The organism is Sphingomonas trueperi (assembly GCF_011927635.1).
Classification (GTDB): domain Bacteria; phylum Pseudomonadota; class Alphaproteobacteria; order Sphingomonadales; family Sphingomonadaceae; genus Sphingomonas; species Sphingomonas trueperi.
Window position 1 is genome coordinate 310015 of sequence record NZ_JAATJB010000005.1, and the last position, 16836, is coordinate 326850.

At 66.9% G+C, this 16836-nt stretch carries 13 protein-coding genes, 2 tRNA genes, 1 rRNA gene and 1 other RNA gene; 11 read left to right on the forward strand and 6 right to left on the reverse strand.

Annotation, left to right across the window (positions count from 1 at the left end; all coding sequences use genetic code 11):
- Positions 1-70: 70 nt before the first annotated feature.
- Positions 71-2785 carry a TonB-dependent receptor gene (locus GGR89_RS11085; protein WP_125977840.1) on the forward strand — a complete coding sequence of 905 codons (2715 nt, stop codon included), beginning with the start codon at positions 71-73 and terminating at the stop codon, positions 2783-2785.
- A 123-nt stretch (positions 2786-2908) separates the two neighbouring features.
- On the opposite strand, the gene GGR89_RS11090 is transcribed toward GGR89_RS11085, so the two are convergent.
- A complete protein-coding gene (locus GGR89_RS11090) occupies positions 2909-4375 on the reverse strand; it encodes an FGGY family carbohydrate kinase (protein WP_125977838.1) in 1467 nt (488 codons plus the stop codon).
- A gap of 127 nt (positions 4376-4502) precedes the next feature.
- Here GGR89_RS11090 and GGR89_RS11095 point away from each other — a divergent pair, with 127 nt between their 5' ends.
- From GGR89_RS11095 to GGR89_RS11110, 4 genes are all read left to right on the forward strand, one after another.
- The gene (locus tag GGR89_RS11095) at positions 4503-5726 is read left to right on the forward strand and encodes an AI-2E family transporter (RefSeq protein ID WP_209092242.1); all 1224 of its coding nucleotides are present in this window, start codon (positions 4503-4505) and stop codon (positions 5724-5726) included.
- Positions 5727-5772: 46 nt separating this feature from the next.
- A tRNA-Asp gene (locus GGR89_RS11100) sits at positions 5773-5849 on the forward strand.
- A gap of 70 nt (positions 5850-5919) precedes the next feature.
- Positions 5920-5996 (forward strand) — tRNA-Asp (locus GGR89_RS11105).
- A gap of 84 nt (positions 5997-6080) precedes the next feature.
- Complete coding sequence (locus tag GGR89_RS11110) at positions 6081-7724, forward strand: M28 family metallopeptidase (protein ID WP_125977836.1); 1644 nt, start codon at positions 6081-6083, stop codon at positions 7722-7724.
- 103 nt (positions 7725-7827) lie between these two features.
- Here the strand turns inward: GGR89_RS11110 and GGR89_RS11115 are convergent, their stop codons facing one another.
- From GGR89_RS11115 to GGR89_RS11135, 5 genes are all read right to left on the reverse strand, one after another.
- On the reverse strand, positions 7828-8055 hold the full coding sequence (locus GGR89_RS11115) for a DUF2842 domain-containing protein (protein ID WP_125977834.1): 228 nt from the start codon (positions 8053-8055) through the stop codon (positions 7828-7830).
- Positions 8052-8606 carry a 5-formyltetrahydrofolate cyclo-ligase gene (locus tag GGR89_RS11120; RefSeq protein ID WP_206431275.1) on the reverse strand — a complete coding sequence of 185 codons (555 nt, stop codon included), beginning with the start codon at positions 8604-8606 and terminating at the stop codon, positions 8052-8054. Before GGR89_RS11120 ends, GGR89_RS11115 begins: the two co-directional genes overlap by 4 nt.
- 21 nt (positions 8607-8627) lie before the next feature.
- Positions 8628-8787: non-coding RNA, 6S RNA (ssrS, locus tag GGR89_RS11125), on the reverse strand.
- A gap of 13 nt (positions 8788-8800) precedes the next feature.
- Positions 8801-9109: a cell division protein ZapA gene (locus tag GGR89_RS11130; protein ID WP_125977832.1), complete on the reverse strand. Its 309-nt coding sequence runs from the start codon at positions 9107-9109 to the stop codon at positions 8801-8803.
- Positions 9109-9333, reverse strand: coding sequence for a hypothetical protein (locus GGR89_RS11135; RefSeq protein ID WP_241213630.1), 225 nt, complete (start codon positions 9331-9333; stop codon positions 9109-9111). Before GGR89_RS11135 ends, GGR89_RS11130 begins: the two co-directional genes overlap by 1 nt.
- A 183-nt stretch (positions 9334-9516) precedes the next feature.
- Here GGR89_RS11135 and tkt point away from each other — a divergent pair, with 183 nt between their 5' ends.
- The 6 genes from tkt to GGR89_RS11165 all read left to right on the forward strand — a co-directional run.
- The gene (gene tkt / locus GGR89_RS11140; protein ID WP_209092243.1) at positions 9517-11436 is read left to right on the forward strand and encodes a transketolase; all 1920 of its coding nucleotides are present in this window, start codon (positions 9517-9519) and stop codon (positions 11434-11436) included.
- The gene (gene gap / locus GGR89_RS11145; protein WP_125977828.1) at positions 11433-12437 is read left to right on the forward strand and encodes a type I glyceraldehyde-3-phosphate dehydrogenase; all 1005 of its coding nucleotides are present in this window, start codon (positions 11433-11435) and stop codon (positions 12435-12437) included. Before tkt ends, gap begins: the two co-directional genes overlap by 4 nt.
- 359 nt (positions 12438-12796) lie before the next feature.
- Positions 12797-13987: a phosphoglycerate kinase gene (locus GGR89_RS11150; RefSeq protein ID WP_125977826.1), complete on the forward strand. Its 1191-nt coding sequence runs from the start codon at positions 12797-12799 to the stop codon at positions 13985-13987.
- Positions 13988-14286: 299 nt separating this feature from the next.
- On the forward strand, positions 14287-15204 hold the full coding sequence (locus GGR89_RS11155; RefSeq protein WP_125977824.1) for a class I fructose-bisphosphate aldolase: 918 nt from the start codon (positions 14287-14289) through the stop codon (positions 15202-15204).
- Positions 15205-15345: 141 nt separating this feature from the next.
- Positions 15346-16044, forward strand: a complete 699-nt coding sequence (gene thiE / locus GGR89_RS11160) for a thiamine phosphate synthase (RefSeq protein ID WP_125977822.1) — start codon at positions 15346-15348, stop codon at positions 16042-16044.
- Positions 16045-16570: 526 nt separating this feature from the next.
- A 16S ribosomal RNA gene (locus tag GGR89_RS11165) occupies positions 16571-16836 on the forward strand; the annotation flags it as partial.

The window sequence follows — 16836 nt, forward strand, 5'->3', positions numbered from 1 at the left end:
AACCGAACCTAGGCGCCGCTGCGGGGCAGCCAGGGCAGGCAGGCCCCCACACACCACAAGGGAGGGCATTATGGCATTCACCTACCGCGCGGCGCTCGCCGCGCTGGCCGTCGGCGCGAGCTGCATTTCGATGGCCGCCGCCGCGCAGGATGCGGCGTCGCAAGGCCAGGAAGACGGCGAGATCGTCGTCAACGGCTACATCGCCTCGCTCGCCAAGGCGCGCGAGCTGAAGCGCAATTCGAACATCATCAAGGACGTGATCGTCGCCGAGGACATGGCGAAGTTCCCCGAACTCAACCTCGCCGAATCGATCCAGCGCCTGCCGGGCGTGGCGATCAACCGCGAGGCCGGCGAGGGCCGCCGCATCACGCTGCGCGGCCTGTCGCCCGACTATACCCGCGTCCAGCTGAACGGCATGGAAGTGCTGGGCAATGTGGACTCGGCGATGGACAGCCGCGGCCAGCGCTCGCGCGATCGCGCCTTCGATTTCAACATCTTCGCCTCCGAGCTGTTCTCGCGCGTCGAGGTGGAGAAGAGCTATCAGGCGTCGCAGGCCGAAGGCGGCATGGCCGGCACCGTCGGCCTGTTCACCGCGAAGCCGCTCGACCAGAAGCAGGGCATTTCGGGCGCCATCGCCGCCAAGCTGGGCACCAACAGCTACACCAAGGATGCCCAGCCGCGGGTCGCCGCGATGCTCAGCCAGAACTGGGACAACCGCTTCGGCATCCTCCTCTCGGTGGCCTATTCGAAGCGCAAGACCGAGGAGCAGGGCTACAACACCTATTCGCCGAGCCAGCTGAGCGCGAGCCAGATCGCCAGCTATCTGGGCAAGGGCCTCGACATCTCGGCGCTCTCCGCCGACCAGCAGGCCAAGTTGAAGTCGGGCAACCTGGTGTTCGCCTCGGGCAACCGCCTGTCGGTATGGGACGCCAGGCAGGAGCGCCTCGGCCTGACCCTCGCCACCCAGTGGCGCCCGGCCGACAACCTGCTGTTCACCGTCGACGGCCTCCACGGCGAGTTCACCACCAACCGCGACGAATATCACCTGGCGACGCGGCCCGACAACACCTCGGGCTCGGTGATCTTCGACACCACCTCGAAGATCAAGTCGATCCATTGGGACAGCACCAACTTCGTCGATTCGATCAGCGTCGACAACGCGACCTATGCCAGCGAGCATCGCCGCTCGCGCAACAAGAACAAGTTCAACCAGATCGCGCTGACCTACAAGTGGGACGCGACCGAGCGCTTCAAGGTCGACGGCCATATCGGCTATGAGGACTCGTCCTACACCACGCCGATCGACGACAAGCTCTACCTCCGCGCGCGCGGCGGCATGACGACGACCTATTCGGCCGACGGCACCAGCGCGACCAACAGCTACGCCTGGAACACGCTCGATCCGTCGAAATACGAGTTCAAGGAATTCTACTTCCGCGAATTCTGGAACAAGACCAATCTACGCGAGGGCGTGGTCAACGGCGCCTATACGCTGAACGACGTCTTCACGCTGCGCGGCGGTGCCAGCTATCGCCGGTTCAGCAACTCGGGCTCGGAAATCTACAATGACGGCCAGTTCCAGAAGTTCGGCGGCGACCCGGCGGCAAGCATCGTCGACACGTTCACGCAGAACAAGTCGGCCGACTGGCTGACCGGCAATTACGACCGCGCCTTCGCCAAGTACAACGCCCAGCACACCATCGTCGGCGCCTGGGACATCGAGAACACCTTCAAGGTGACCGAGGAGACCAAGTCGACCTACGGCCAGCTCGAATGGAATGCACCGGTGGCGGGCATGCGGCTGCGCGGCAATTTCAGCCTGCGGGCCTTCTTCACCGACACCACCAGCACCGGCAACGTCACCCAGAGCGACCGGCCGATCGGCGTGGTGACCACCAGCGCGAGCTATTCGGACGTGCTGCCGGCGCTGAACGCGGCGCTGGAAATCACGCCCAACTTCCTGCTCCGCGTCGCCGCCGCGCGCAACATCAACCGGCCGTCGCTGGGCTCGATGAGCGCCTCGGGCACCGCCTCGGCGGACGGCAGCGATCCGGCGAGCCGCAAGATCACCGCGAGCATCGGCAACCCCGATCTCAAGCCGTACAAGGATGATGCGATCGACGTGTCGGCCGAATGGTATTTCGGCCAGGTCGGGCTGATCTCGCTCGGTGTCTACCACAAGGACATCGACAACCTGATCATCACCGACACGCAGTACAACGTGCCCTACAGCACCACCGGCCTGCCGCTTTCGCTGCTGCCGAGCCTGACGCCGAACACGATCGTTTCGGAATATTCGAAGCCGATCAACGGCGGCAAGGCGTACATCACCGGCTTCGAGGCCGCCGCCCAGGCGAACTTCACCTTCCTGCCGGCGCCGTTCGACAAGCTCGGCATGTCGACCAACGTCACGCTGATCGACTCGAACATCCGCGACAAGAACGGGGTCAACAACCCGATCAACGGCCTGTCCAAGTCGAGCGCCAACGCGACGCTATATTACGAGACCAAGCGCTGGGGCATCCGCGGCTCGATGAACTATCGGTCGTCGTACCTGCGCTCGGGCTATGACGGCAAGAAGCCGGAGAGCAAGGATGGCTTCGACGGCACGGTCTATGTCGACGCGGCGGCCTTCTACAACCTCACCGACCGTATCCGCCTCACGCTCGACGCGATCAACCTGACCAACGAGACCGAGGTGCAGTTCAACAGCATCTACCACCGTCTCCACAACGAGACGCGCAGCGGCACCAGCGTGTTCGGCGGCGTCAGCATCAAGTTCTGATTTCCTCCCCCGAGGATCCACTGGCCGGTCCGGGGTTCGCCCCGGGCCGGCCTTTTTCGCGCGTTCGGCATGCAAGAACTGCGGCGCCACCTCTGCCCGGCAATGCGGCCAGGGCGGGGGCGATCAATCTTCGGCAAGCACGCGGGCGATGGCGTCGCTCCACCCGGCCAGCCGCGCTTCCCGCACGTCGGGCTCCATCTGCGGCTCGAAGGTGCGGACCGTGCCGCGCATCATCGCCGCGTCGTCGAGACTGTCGAACATGCCGCAGCCCAGGCCCGCGAGCATCGCCGCGCCCAGCGCGGTGGTTTCCGCGAAATCGGGCCGGTCGACGGGGAGGGCGAGGATGTCGGCCAGGTCCTGCGCGATCCAGTCGTTGGTGATCATGCCGCCATCGACGCGCAGTCGGCCCCATTGCGCGCCATCGGCGGCGAAGGCGGTCTCGAGGTCGTGGCTCTGGTGTGCCATCGCCTCCAGCGCGGCCCGGACGATATGCGCGCGGCCCGCCGAAAAGCTGAGCCCGGAGATCGCCGCACGCGCCTCCGGTTCCCACCAGGGCGCGCCGAGGCCGGTGAGCGCCGGCACGCAATAGACCCCGCCATTGTCGGGCACCGAGCGGGCGATCGCCTCGCTCTCCGCCGCGGTGGCGATCAGGCCGAGGGAATCGCGCAGCCACTGGACGAGGCTACCCGCGACGAACACCGATCCTTCCAGCGCATAGGTGCGCCGCCCGCCCAGTTGCCACAGCACGGTTGAAAGCAGCCGGTGGCGCGAGCGCGGCTGGAGCGTGCCGGCATTGGTCAGCACGAAGGCGCCGGTGCCATAGGTCGCCTTGGTATCGCCGGGGGTGAGGCAGGCCTGGCCGATCGTCGCCGACTGCTGGTCGCCGGCGAGCCCGCAAATCGGGATCGCGCCGCCGAAGGACGTGGTCACGCCGAACCGCCCGGCGCAGTCGACGATCTCGGGCAGTGCGGCGCGGGGCGCGCAGAACTGGTCGACCAACCCGTCGCTCCAGCCACCGCTGCCAAGGCCCATCAGCAGCGTGCGCGAGGCGTTGGTGGCATCGGTGATGTGCAGCCCGCCGGTGAGCTTCCACACCAGCCAGCTTTCCACCGTGCCGATCGCCAGCCGATCGCCCGCGTCCTTGAGTTGCGGCCAGTTGGTCATCGCCCAGGCGATCTTGGTGCCGGAGAAATAGGGATCGAGCAGCAGCCCGGTGCGCGCCTGGATGCCGGGTTCCTCGCCCGCCTCCCGCAGCGCCTGGCACAGGGGCGCGGTACGGCGATCCTGCCAGCTGATCGCGGGCGCGAGCGGCGCGCCCGTCGCCTTGTCCCAGAACACCACCGTCTCGCGCTGGTTGGTGATGCCGATCGCAGCGACTCGCTGGGGCCCGCCCGCCAGCGTTACCATCGCCGCCGCGCAGGCATGGCTCTGCCGCCAGATCTCGCCCGCATCATGTTCGACGAGGCCCGGACCCGGATAATGCTGCGTCAGTTCTGCAGATTTACTCGCAACACATTGGCCGGAAGGCGTGAAGAGCATCGCGCGAGTCGAGGTGGTGCCCTCGTCGATCACCAGAAGCAATTCGGCCATGCAATTGAGGCTAGCTGGCAACACATGCCGCCGCAATTGCGCCGTGTTAGAGCCTTGCATTGCCGCAACACAATCACGCCTCTACATTGTACCAGAAAGGGATTTTCGCGTGGACCAGCGTACCGGGATGATGGGTGGAGACCGCGGCGGGGCGGGGGGCGTTCCCGATCCGATCGCGGCCACCGATCTGCCCGAGGATTGGGAGGGCGAGGAGCCCGCGCCCAGCCTGCGCCGAGACCGGCTGATGGCCGCTTTGGTGCTGATCGCCGGCATGGGGCTGGTGCTGGCGCTGCCCTTCGCGCTCCAGGCGGGAGCGCGCTTCTTCCTGCCGGTCACCGCCTCGCTGGTGATCGCGATCGCGCTGGTGCCTTTCCTCGAATGGCTCGAGCGGCACCGGCTGCCCGCGCCGATCGCCGCCTTCATCTGCGTGCTGCTGTTCCTCACCGCGGCGAACGTCGCGCTCGCCTCGATCGTGGTGCCGGCCTGGCAGTGGATCCGGCGGCTGCCCGAGAGCATTCCCAAGATCCAGCACAATCTCGAACCGCTGATCCGCTTCTATTCGAATCTCGAGCGGTTCGTGAACAAGACGCTCAACAACTTCGCCTCGGCGCCGGTCCGCCAGCCGGTGGTGCAGGCCGCCCAGCCGCCGACGTCGCTGATGGATCTGTTCACCACCTCCGCCCCCTCGGCGCTGATCGAGATGTTTTTCGCGATCCTCGTCATCTACTTCTTCCTCGCGGGCTGGACCCGGCTGCGCCGCCGCGCGATCACCAGCCGCGCCAGCTTCGGCGGGGCGATGGCGACGGCGCGGGTGATCCAGGACGTGGTCGACGACACCTCGGCCTATCTGGGCACGATCACGCTGATCAACGTCACCCTGGGGCTGATCGTCGCGGGGGCCTTGTGGCTGATGGGCATGCCGACGCCGCTGATGTGGGGCGGCCTCGTCGCGCTGCTCAACTACATCCCCTATATCGGCCCGGTGATCGCGGCGCTGCTGCTCGCGGTGGGCGGGCTGATGTCCTACGCCGATATCGGCACGGCGATGGTGCCCCCGGCGATCATGATCGCGGCGCACCTCGTCGAGGCGAACGTCGTCACCCCGCTGATCGTCGGCCACCGGCTGACCATTAACCCGATCATGATCCTCATTTCGCTGAGCTTCTGGGGCTGGGTGTGGGGCACCACCGGCGCGCTGCTGGCGGTGCCGCTGCTGATCATCATCCAGACCGTACTCAACGCCGCGGGCAAGCCCGATATCGCCGGTTTCCTGTTCGAGCAGGGCACGCTGGTGCGCGATCCTTCGGACAATCGTTCGCGTCGTCGCGCGAACCTCGATCAATCCGGTTGACAGCCCGAAAACACGCGGCTAGGTGCCGCCTCCTCGCTTGGCTCAAGCGGGTGTAGCTCAGTTGGTTAGAGCGCCGGCCTGTCACGCCGGAGGTCGCGGGTTCGAGCCCCGTCACTCGCGCCACTCGCCATGCGGGACTCCAGATGGAATCCGGCGGCGATGGGCCGTCCAAGATTTCCTCGCTTGGTTTCAAGCGGGTGTAGCTCAGTTGGTTAGAGCGCCGGCCTGTCACGCCGGAGGTCGCGGGTTCGAGCCCCGTCACTCGCGCCATGCGGCGCATATCCCCGGAAATGAGGGACATGCGCGCTGGCCCGGCCTTTGCAGGCCCTCCCGTTTCTGCGCTAAGCCGCTGCGATGATCCGCACCTCTGCTCGCGCGCTCGCGCTGCTCCTCGCCTCCACCGCTCTCCCTGCAACGGCCCAGATCGCTGCCGATTCGACGCGAATCGAACAGACGGTCCGCACACTTGCCTCCGATTCGTTCGAAGGCCGCGCGCCGGGCACCCGCGGCGAGGACCGCACCCTCGGCTATCTGGTCGCCCGATTCGAGGCGCTGGGGCTGGAGCCGGCCGGGCCGGACGGCCAGTGGCTGCAGAAGGTGCCGCTGCTCCACACCCGCCTCGGCACGCCCGCGACGCTGCGATTCGACGGCCCCAAGGGCGCGATGCCGGTCGAGCAGGCCAGGGACCTCTACGTCTCGACGATTCGGCCCGATGCCGCCGCGCGAATCGCTGGCGCGCCGGTGGTGTTCGTCGGCTATGGCGTTACCGCGCCCGAGCGGCAGTGGGACGACTTCAAGGGCGTCGACCTGAAGGGCAAGGTCGCGGTGTTCCTGGTCAACGACCCTGATTTCTCAGCCGGGAAGGGCGAGCCGGTGGCGGCCAAGTTCGGCGGGCGGACGATGACCTATTATGGCCGCTGGACCTACAAGTTCGAGGAAGCCGCGCGGCGCGGCGCGGTCGGCGCGCTGATCGTCCATGATACGCCCGGCGCCGGCTATGGCTGGAACGTCGTGGTGAGCAGCGGCGGCGAGAATTACGACATCGTCCGCAAGCCCGAGGACCTTACCAGCGTCGCCCTGCAGGGCTGGCTGGAGGGCGGGGCGGCGACGCGGCTGTTCGCCGCCGCCGGGCTCGATCTCGCCAAGCTGCGGGTCGAGGCGCGCAAGGCGAGCTTCCGCCCGGTGCCGCTGGCGGGCGTCCGCTTCACCGCCGACGTGCCGGTCACCGCCGAGCAGGTCGACAGCTACAATGTTCTTGCCAAGATCCCCGGCAGCGAACGGCCGGACGAAGCAGTCATGTTCGGCGCGCACTGGGACGCGTACGGCGTCGGCAAGCCCGATGCGAAGGGGCGCATCTACCGCGCGGGCGCCAATGACGATGCGCTAGGCATTGCCGGGCTGCTCGAGATCGCGCGGAGCATGAAGGCGGGGCCGGTGCCGAAGCGCAGCGTCGTCTTCGTCGCCTGGACGGCGGAGGAGCGGGGGCTGCTCGGCTCGCTTTATTACACGCAGCATCCGGTGGTGCCGATGGCCAAGACCGTCGCCAACCTGACGCTCGACATTCTCCAGACGGCGGGGCTGGCCAACGACGTGGTGCTGGTCGGCAAGGGCCAGAACACGCTGGAAGACGACATGGCCCGCGTCGCCGCGACGCAGGGGCGGCGGGTGACGCCCGAGGGGCTCCCCGAGCGCGGGCTGTTCTACCGGGCGGACCATTTCTCCTTTGCCAAGCAGGGTGTGCCGACCTTGCTGCTGATGGGCATCGCCGGGGCTTCGGACCTCAAGCAGGGCGGGGTGGCGGCCGGGCAGGCGTGGATCGATGCCTATACCGGCCAATGCTATCACCAGGCCTGCGACGCCTGGGGGCCGGACTGGAACTTGGGCGGTGCGGTGCAGGACATCGATCTGCTGGGCACGATCGGGGCGGAACTGGCGAACGGGTCGGCCTGGCCGACATGGAAGGCGGGGTCGGAGTTCAAGGCGGTACGCGAACGCTGAGGCAAGCCCCCTCCACCCCCGCTTCGCGGTGGAGGAAACGCTAAGGGCTGCGGCGGTAGAAAAGCGTCTCTTCTCCCACGCAGCGGGAGTGAACCGCGCCGCGTCAGCGGCGTGGTGGAGGGGGCACCCGCCACCGCCCCGTCTCCATCCAGCGCAGCAGCGGCTTGAGCGGCAGGATCCACACGATCCCCAGCGCCAGGTAGACCAGGGTCTGCACCAGGATCGGCAGCCGCCCGATCGGCCCCGAGAAGCTCGCGACGAGCACCACCCACACCAGGATGAGCCCGACGATCGCCAGCGCGCCGGCAGGTTTGCGCCAGCTGGGGTTCATGGCTCGGCGTGCCAGCGCATGCCCTGCTCGGTGACCACGGCGTGGAGCGGCACGTCCCAGATATCTGCAGGAAGGGCAGGGACTTCCTGCGCGGACCAGGCGACGCCCACCCGCCAGGCCCGCTCGAAACGGGCAAAGGCGCGGTCGTAATGGCCGGCCCCCTGGCCGAGGCGGTTGAGCCGCGGGTCATAGCCGATCAGCGGGGTCAGGATCACGTCGGGCGCCACCTCGGGACTGGCGGCATCGGGCTGACGCAGTCCGAACGGCCCGGCGACCAGCGGTGCGCCCATGTCCCAGGCGAGAAAGCGGATCGGCGCCGCCCGGTCGATGACGTGCGGCAGCGCCAGCGCACAGCCACGCTCGGCGGCGGCGGCGGCGAGTTGGGTCGGGTCGGCCTCGCTGCCCACCGGGCAATAGGTGGCGACGATCATCCCCGGCATCAGTTTCTCGACGAACGCCTCGGGGGCGCGGATCGCGGTGCTCGATTGCGCGGCGAACAGGTCGCGCGCGGCGCGAAGTCGCGCGCGGAGGGCGGGCTTGTCGCTCAGCATCGGATCTGCGGGCAAGGTGTGACGGGAACCACCATGGGCCGTTGGCCTGAATATCCACCGACGCACAGAACGTCAGGTGGGAACCATGTGTTGCAGACCAGGATCTGCACAGGGACAGCTCCCATGGATGAAGATTATAGCCTCAGGGATAATTGCTAAGGCTCGCACCGGGCAGTTCCCGCCACAACCTTAATCTAGGACGTCGCGTCGCTTTCCTCAAGGGCCGATGCGACGGCTTCCAGCCGATCGGCGATCCGCTCCAACAGTTCGTCAGGAACGGCCTGCGCGGGGGCGGGCGTCTTCTCCGCTTCGTCGAGCGCATCGGCGAGGATCAGCGCGAGATAGAGCAGGGTGCGTTCGCCGCTTTGCCCGCCGGCCGCGCGCAGTGCGGCGTCGGCATGGCTGCCGATCCGCGCCTCGAGTTCGCGCAGGTGCGGCATGTCCTCGTCGCGCGCGGATACCGAATAGCTGCGCCCGGCGACCTGGAGCGTGATCTCCGCCATCAGCCCTGCTCCTCTTGCACGTCGCCTTCATCGCCGGCCAGCTGCGCTTCCAGTTCGCGCTCGCGCGCGATCAGCGCATCCAGATCGACCAGCGCCGACTCGATCCGCGCGCGCAGCGTCGCGTTGCGGGTCTCGAGCCTGGCGCGTGCCTGCGTCTGCGCGGCCGCGGCGACTTCGATACGCTTCAGAGCTCGCTCGATACGATCTGCTACTGGGTCGGACATTGTCGTGCCGGATAGCATGGTTCGCCGCAGCGGCAAGGGCGGCAGGGTTAATGCAGTTCGTAACGCTTGCGCCGAACGGTTGACGCGGGGGCCCGGTGCTTCCAAAGGCGTGCGCGACCAGACGGGGAATATCACGTGACAGCATCCTTCGCCGATTGCGCCAACGCCATCCGCGCGCTTTCCATGGACGCGGTAGAGGCCGCCAATTCGGGTCACCCCGGCATGCCGATGGGCATGGCCGACGTCGCGACCGTCCTCTTCCAGCGCTATCTCAAGTTCGATCCGGTGGATCCCGCCTGGCCCGATCGCGACCGCTTCGTCCTGTCCGCGGGCCATGGCTCGATGCTGCTCTATTCGCTGCTGCACCTGACCGGCTATGCCCGCCCGACGCTGGAAGACATCAAGAACTTCCGCCAGATCGGCAGCCCCTGCGCCGGCCACCCCGAGAATTTCGAGCTTGCCGGCGTCGAATGCACCACCGGCCCGCTGGGCCAGGGCCTGGCGATGGCGGTCGGCATGGCGATCGCCGAGCGGCACCTGAACGCCACCTTCGGCGACGAGCTCGTCGATCACCGCACCTGGGTGATTGCCGGCGACGGCTGCCTGATGGAAGGCATCAACCACGAAGCGATCGGCATTGCCGGGCACCTCAAGCTCAACCGCCTGGTCGTGCTGTGGGACGACAACAACATCACCATCGACGGCCCGGTGTCGCTCTCCTCGGTCGAGGACATCCCGGCGCGCTATCGCGCCACCGGCTGGCATGTCGTCGAATGCGACGGCCATGACGAGGCGGACATCGTCCGCGCGCTCGACGAGGCGGTCGCCAGCGACAAGCCGGTCCTCGTCAAGTGCCGCACGATCATCGGCAAGGGCGCGCCCAACAAGCAGGGTTCGTCCAAGGTCCATGGTTCGCCGCTCGGCAAGGACGAAGTCGCCGCCGCGCGCGTTGCGCTCGGCTGGAACCACCCGGCGTTCGAGATCCCGCAGGACATCCGCGACGCCTGGCTCGCCGCCGGTGCCCGCGGCGCCGCGCCGCACGCCGCCTGGAAGGAGCGTCTCGCCGCGCACCCCGATCGCCTCGGCTGGGAACGCCGCGGCGACGTGCAGCCGAACCTGCTCCAGCCGCACGTCCAGAGCCTGCTAGCCAACACGCAAAAGGTCGCGACCCGCAAGGCGTCCGAGCTGGCGCTGGAGGCGGTCAACGCGATCCTCGACGAGACGATCGGCGGTTCGGCCGACCTCACCGGCTCGAACAACACGCTGACCAAGGGGCTGCAGCGGCTCGACGCCGATAATTATGGCGGTCGTTACATCAACTACGGCATCCGCGAATTCGGCATGGCCGCAGCGATGAACGGCATGGCGCTGCACGGCGGCGTGATCCCCTATGGCGGCACCTTCCTCGTCTTCGCCGACTATGCCCGTGCGGCGATCCGCCTCTCGGCGCTCCAGCATGCCCGCGTCGTCTATGTGATGACGCATGACTCGATCGGCCTCGGCGAGGACGGCCCGACCCACCAGCCGGTCGAGCATCTGATGAGCCTGCGCGTGATCCCGAACCTCGACGTGTGGCGCCCGTGCGACGCGGTCGAGACCGCCGAGGCGTGGGAAGCCGCGCTCGCCAAGGCCGACGGTCCCTCGCTGATTGCGCTCAGCCGCCAGAACCTGCCGCAGTTGCGCACCGAAGCCGCCGAGAACCGCTCGGCCCGCGGCGCCTATGCGCTGCTGGAGGCGGAAGCCCCCCGCAAGGTGGTGCTGCTCGCCACCGGCTCGGAAGTCGAGATCGCGGTCGCCGTGCGCGAGGCGCTGGAAGCCCAGGGCATTGGCGCCGACGTCGTCTCGGTCCCGTGCTTCGAGCGCTTCGACGCGCAGGACGTCGCCTACCGCCGCGATATCCTGCCGCAGGATGCGCTCAAGGTGTCGATCGAGGCTGGCACCACCTTCGGCTGGGAGCGCTATACCGGAAACGATGGTTTGCGCTTCGGCGTCGATGGCTTCGGCGCTTCGGGTCCCTATCTAAAGCTCTACGAACATTTCGGTCTCACTGCGGGCGCCATCGTTCCGCAGATCCTTGCCAAGCTTAACGGAGAACAGGCATGACGAAGGTTGCGATCAACGGTTTCGGACGTATCGGCCGTCTGGTGGCACGCGCGATCCTCGAGCGCCCGGAAAGCGGCCTCGAGCTGGTCACGATCAACGATCTCTCGGACGCGAAGTCGAACGCCTGGCTGTTCTCGCGCGACAGCATCCACGGCAAGTATCCGGGCACGGTCGAGGCCGACGGCAACGACATCGTCGTCGACGGCAAGCGCATCAAGGTGACCGCCGAGCGCGATCCCGCCAACCTGCCGCACGCCGAGAACGGCGTCGACATCGTGCTGGAGTGCACCGGCTTCTTCACCAAGCGCGAAGACGCCCAGAAGCACATCGATGCCGGCGCCAAGAAGGTGCTGATCTCGGCCCCGGGCAAGAATGTCGACCTCACCGTCGTCTACGGCGTGAACCACGACAAGCTGACCGCCGAGCACACGATCGTCTCGAACGCGTCGTGCACCACCAACTGCCTGGCGCCGGTCGCCAAGGTCCTCAACGACGCGATCGGCATCGAGCGCGGCCTGATGACCACGGTCCACGCCTATACCAACGACCAGAAGATCCTCGACCAGATCCACCCGGACCTGCGTCGTGCGCGTGCCGCCGCGATGTCGATCATCCCGACCACGACGGGCGCCGCCCGCGCGGTGGGCGAGGTGCTGCCGGAGCTCAAGGGCAAGCTCGACGGTTCGGCCGTCCGCGTGCCGGTGCCGGATGGCAGCCTCGTCGACCTGACCTTCATGCCGAAGCGCGACACCTCGGTCGAGGAAGTGAACGCGGTGCTGAAGGCAGCGTCGGAGAGCGGCCCGCTCAAGGGCGTGCTGGTCTACACCGCCGATCCGATCGTCTCGGCCGACATCGTCCACACCCCGGCCTCGTCGACCGTCGACAGCCTGGAAACCGCGGTGATCGACGGCAAGCTGGTCCGCGTGGTTAGCTGGTACGACAACGAATGGGGCTTCTCGAACCGCATGGTCGACACCGCGACCGTGATGGCGGGGTTCTAAGACTGAAGTCCTCCGCTCCAGCGGAGGACGACCAAAATCCCCCTCCCGCTTGCGGGAGGGGCTAGGGGAGGGGAGGACGGCTGCACGGGCGATCGGCCCGAGGATTAGCCCCTCCCATCTTCAAGGCGGCCTTAGTGTCGCGGGGCAACTCTTCTTCTGTCATCCCGGCGAAAGCCGGGATCCATTCGCCACTCGGGCGAAGCAGGAGCGAAGACGTCCAGGCCAATGGATCCCGGCTTCCGCCGGGATGACGATGGTGGGGCGGGGGCGGCACGGCGACCACAGGCATAAGCGCAGGGTGCGAGCGCTCCGCCGACAGGATGCCGCTCGCGCAGCAATTCAAACGCGAGGGGTTCAGCATGGCGCGCACTTTCAAGACGCTCGACGACATGGGCGATATCACCGGCAAGCGGGTGCTGGTCCGCGAGGACCTCAACGTGCCGATGGCCGACGGCAAGGTGAGCGACGACACGCGCCTCCGCGCCGCGATCCAGACCGTCGCCGAACTGGCCGACAAGGGCGCCAAGGTGCTCGTCCTCGCGCATTTCGGTCGTCCCAAGGGCGTGCCCAGCGCCGGGCTCTCACTCGCCCAGGTGGTGAAGCCGTTCGAGCAGGTGCTCGGCCGTCCCGTCCGCTATATCGACTGGGAAGGCGACGCCGCTGCGGTCGCAACGCTGAACGACGGCGACATCGCGCTCCTGGAAAACACCCGCTTCTTCGGCGGCGAGGAAAAGAACGACCCCGCCGTGATCGATCGTTTCGCGGCGCTCGGCGATTTCTATGTCAACGACGCCTTCTCGGCCGCGCACCGCGCGCACGCCTCGACCGAAGGTCTCGCCCACAAGCTGCCCGCCTTTGCCGGCCGCCAGATGGAAGCCGAGCTCGACGCGCTCGACAAGGCGCTCGGCAACCCCGAGCATCCGGTGGCAGCGGTGGTCGGCGGCGCCAAGGTCTCGACCAAGCTCGACGTCCTCAAGCATCTCGTCGCCAAGGTCGACCATCTGATCATCGGCGGCGGCATGGCCAACACCTTCCTCGCCGCGCGCGGTGTCGATGTCGGCAAGAGCCTGTGCGAGCATGACCTGACCGGTACCGCCGAGGAGATCATGGACGCGGCCGATGCCGCCGGCTGTACCGTCCACCTGCCCTACGACGTGGTGGTGGCGAAGGAATTCCGCGCCAACCCGCCGGTGCGCACCGTCAACGTCCATGAAGTCGCCGCCGACGAGATGATCCTCGATGTCGGCCCCGCCGCCACCGAGGCGCTCGCCGACGTGCTCAAGACCTGCAAGACCTTGGTGTGGAACGGCCCGCTCGGCGCGTTCGAGATCCCGCCCTTCGATGCGGCCACCGTTTCGCTCGCCCGCACCGCGGCGGCGCTCACCAAGGAAGGCCAGCTCGTCTCGGTCGCCGGCGGCGGCGACACGGTGGCGGCGCTCAACCAGGCCGGCGTGGGCGGCGAGTTCAGCTTTGTCTCGACCGCCGGCGGCGCCTTCCTGGAATGGATGGAAGGCAAGGAACTCCCCGGCGTCGCCGCACTGGCGCGCTGAGGCAGGCCGTACCGACAGGGAAGGGCGGGACGCAACGGCGCTCCCGCCCTTTTTGTTTGTACCGGCGGCAAGGTGATTCTCTCGTCTGCGCTGGGCGGAGGATGGTCCGGTGCAGTGGTATCGCGTCAATAAGACAGCTTCTACAAACCAAAGAAATACCAATCCCCCGGCAGGTGCTTGAGCTGTTACGCAGCTGCGGAAATAGTTTTGCTCCGCAGCAACTCGGCAACGTTGTCAGCCTTTTCGTAAGGGAAGGGGCGCGATACGGACCCCTCGGTATCACCATCCAGAGGGACATCATGGGCATCACACCGGCCGTCAAAGCGATCCTCGACAATTACGGCTCCGACAATCCCGGAGTGAAGGCGAACCTCGCGCGCATCCTGATGCAGGGCAAGCTCGGCGGCACCGGCAAGCTGATCATCCTGCCGGTCGACCAGGGCTTCGAGCACGGCCCGGCGCGCAGCTTCTCGGTCAATCCCGACGCCTATGATCCCCATTACCATTTCCAGCTCGCGATCGACGCGGGCCTCTCGGCCTATGCCGCGCCGCTCGGCATGATCGAGGCGGGGGCCGACACCTTTGCCGGCCAGATCCCGACGATCCTCAAGGTCAACAGCTCGAACAGCTGGGCGACCGGCATCGACCAGGCGGTCACCGGCGGCGTCGACGATGCGCTGCGGCTCGGCTGCTCGGCGATCGGCTTCACCATCTATCCGGGCGCCGACGGCGTGTTCGAGATGATGGAAGAGATCAAGGAAATGCGCGCCCAGGCCGCCTCGGTCGGCATCGCGACGGTGATCTGGTCCTATCCGCGCGGCGGCAAGCTCAGCAAGGAAGGCGAACTGGCGCTCGACGTCGGCGCCTATGCCGCGCACATGGCGGCGCTGCTCGGCGCGCACATCATCAAGGTCAAGCTGCCCGCCGCGAACATCGAGCAGGCCGAGGCCAAGAAGCTCTACGAGGGCACCGACTGGTCGAACCAGGCCGATCGCGTGCGCCATGTGGTGCAGAGCTGCTTCGCCGGTCGCCGCATCGTCGTCTTCTCGGGTGGCGCGTCGAAGGGGGCGGATGCGGTGTACCAGGACGCCCGCGACATTCTCGCCGGCGGCGGCCAGGGCTCGATCATCGGCCGCAATACCTTCCAGCGCCCGCGCGCCGAGGCGCTGGCGATGCTCGACAAGCTGGTAGCGATCTACAAGGGCGAGGAGGCCTGAAACCTGCCCCGGCGGCGCCGACGGGTTCGCCCGGACGGCGCCGCCGCATAACTGCCGCTGCTTGACCCCGACGGACAGGGGGTGGAAGGCCCGCCGACAAAGGCGGTAGCGTTCCGCCAGATTTCAGCAGCGGAGTATCCCATGTCCGAACCCTTCGACGATCTCGAAGACGAAGCGAACCTCGAAGGCTTTGCCGAGAAATTCGTCCGCGACGATCGTCGCCCGCCGTGCCAGCTCTATCTGATATCGCCGCTCGACGTGACCGGCGGCTTTGCCGATCGCCTGCGCCGCGCGCTCGATGCCGGCCCCGTCGCTGCCTTCCAGTTCCGCGTGAAGGATGTCGACCAGCACCAGGCCGTCAAGCTCGCCGAGCCGCTGCAGCGCATCTGCGCCGATGCCGAGGTCGCCTTCATCGTCAACGACAGCGTCAGCCTCGCCAAGCGCCTCGGCGCCGACGGCGTCCATCTGGGGCAGGGGGACGGCGACGCCCGCGAGGCACGCGTGATCCTGGGCCCCAATGTCCAGATCGGCGTGACCTGCCACGACAGCCGGCACCTCGCGATGGAAGCAGGCGAGGCGGGGGCCGACTATGTCGCGTTCGGCGCCTTCTATCCGACCAGCACCAAGGCGACCGAGCATCGCCCCGAGCCGGTGATCCTGTCCTGGTGGTCGGCGCTGTTCGAGATCCCCTGCGTGGCGATCGGGGGAATCACCCCGGTCAATGCAGCGCCGCTGGTGCAGGCGGGGGCGGATTTCCTGGCGGTCAGCCATGCCGTGTGGGGCGGCGATGAGGCCGAAGCGGTGCGTGCCTTCGCCGCGATTCAGGGGATGCAGGGCTGATTCTGGGGGGATTCGCCGGTGATTCGGCGGGAATGGTCATCAAACGGTCATTCCTGCCGCGATTATCGACGATCAAAAACCGCGGATTTCCGCCGTTTTCGGGGCGGCTGTCACGAAAACGACAGAAAGTTTCATTTTCGTGTTGACGGTCCTGGGAAGCGCGCATAGAAGCCACTCCACCGACGCGGTGCTCCTCACCGGGACGCAGCGGTGGTCACCGAAATTCAGGCGCAGCGGCCGCCCCGAGAAAAAGGGGAAAGGCGCAGCGTCGATTTTTGTCGCTCTTTGACATTGTTGGTTTAGATGAAGGGACATGTGGGCGGCGGCTCCGGGTCTTGCAGCTTCTAGGTGCAGGGTGCTCGGTAAAAGCCAAGCCGTTTCATACATGTCCTTACACGTTTCCATACGTGGAAGCTGTTCTGTCGGGTTCGCCTGGCGGAGGAGCTTCACAAGAATGTGCAGGAACGGCTCCTAGAAATGAGCTGCTGCATGGTCGCACATTCCGGCGGCCATGTGGTGGAACATCAAACTTGAGAGTTTGATCCTGGCTCAGAACGAACGCTGGCGGCATGCCTAACACATGCAAGTCGAACGAGATCTTCGGATCTAGTGGCGCACGGGTGCGTAACGCGTGGGAATCTGCCTTGGGGTTCGGAATAACTCCCCGAAAGGGGTGCTAATACCGGATGATGTCGAGAGACCAAAGATTTATCGCCCTGAGATGAGCCCGCGTAGGATTAGCTAGTTGGTGTGGTAAAGGCGCACCAAGGCGACGATCCTTAGCTGGTCTGA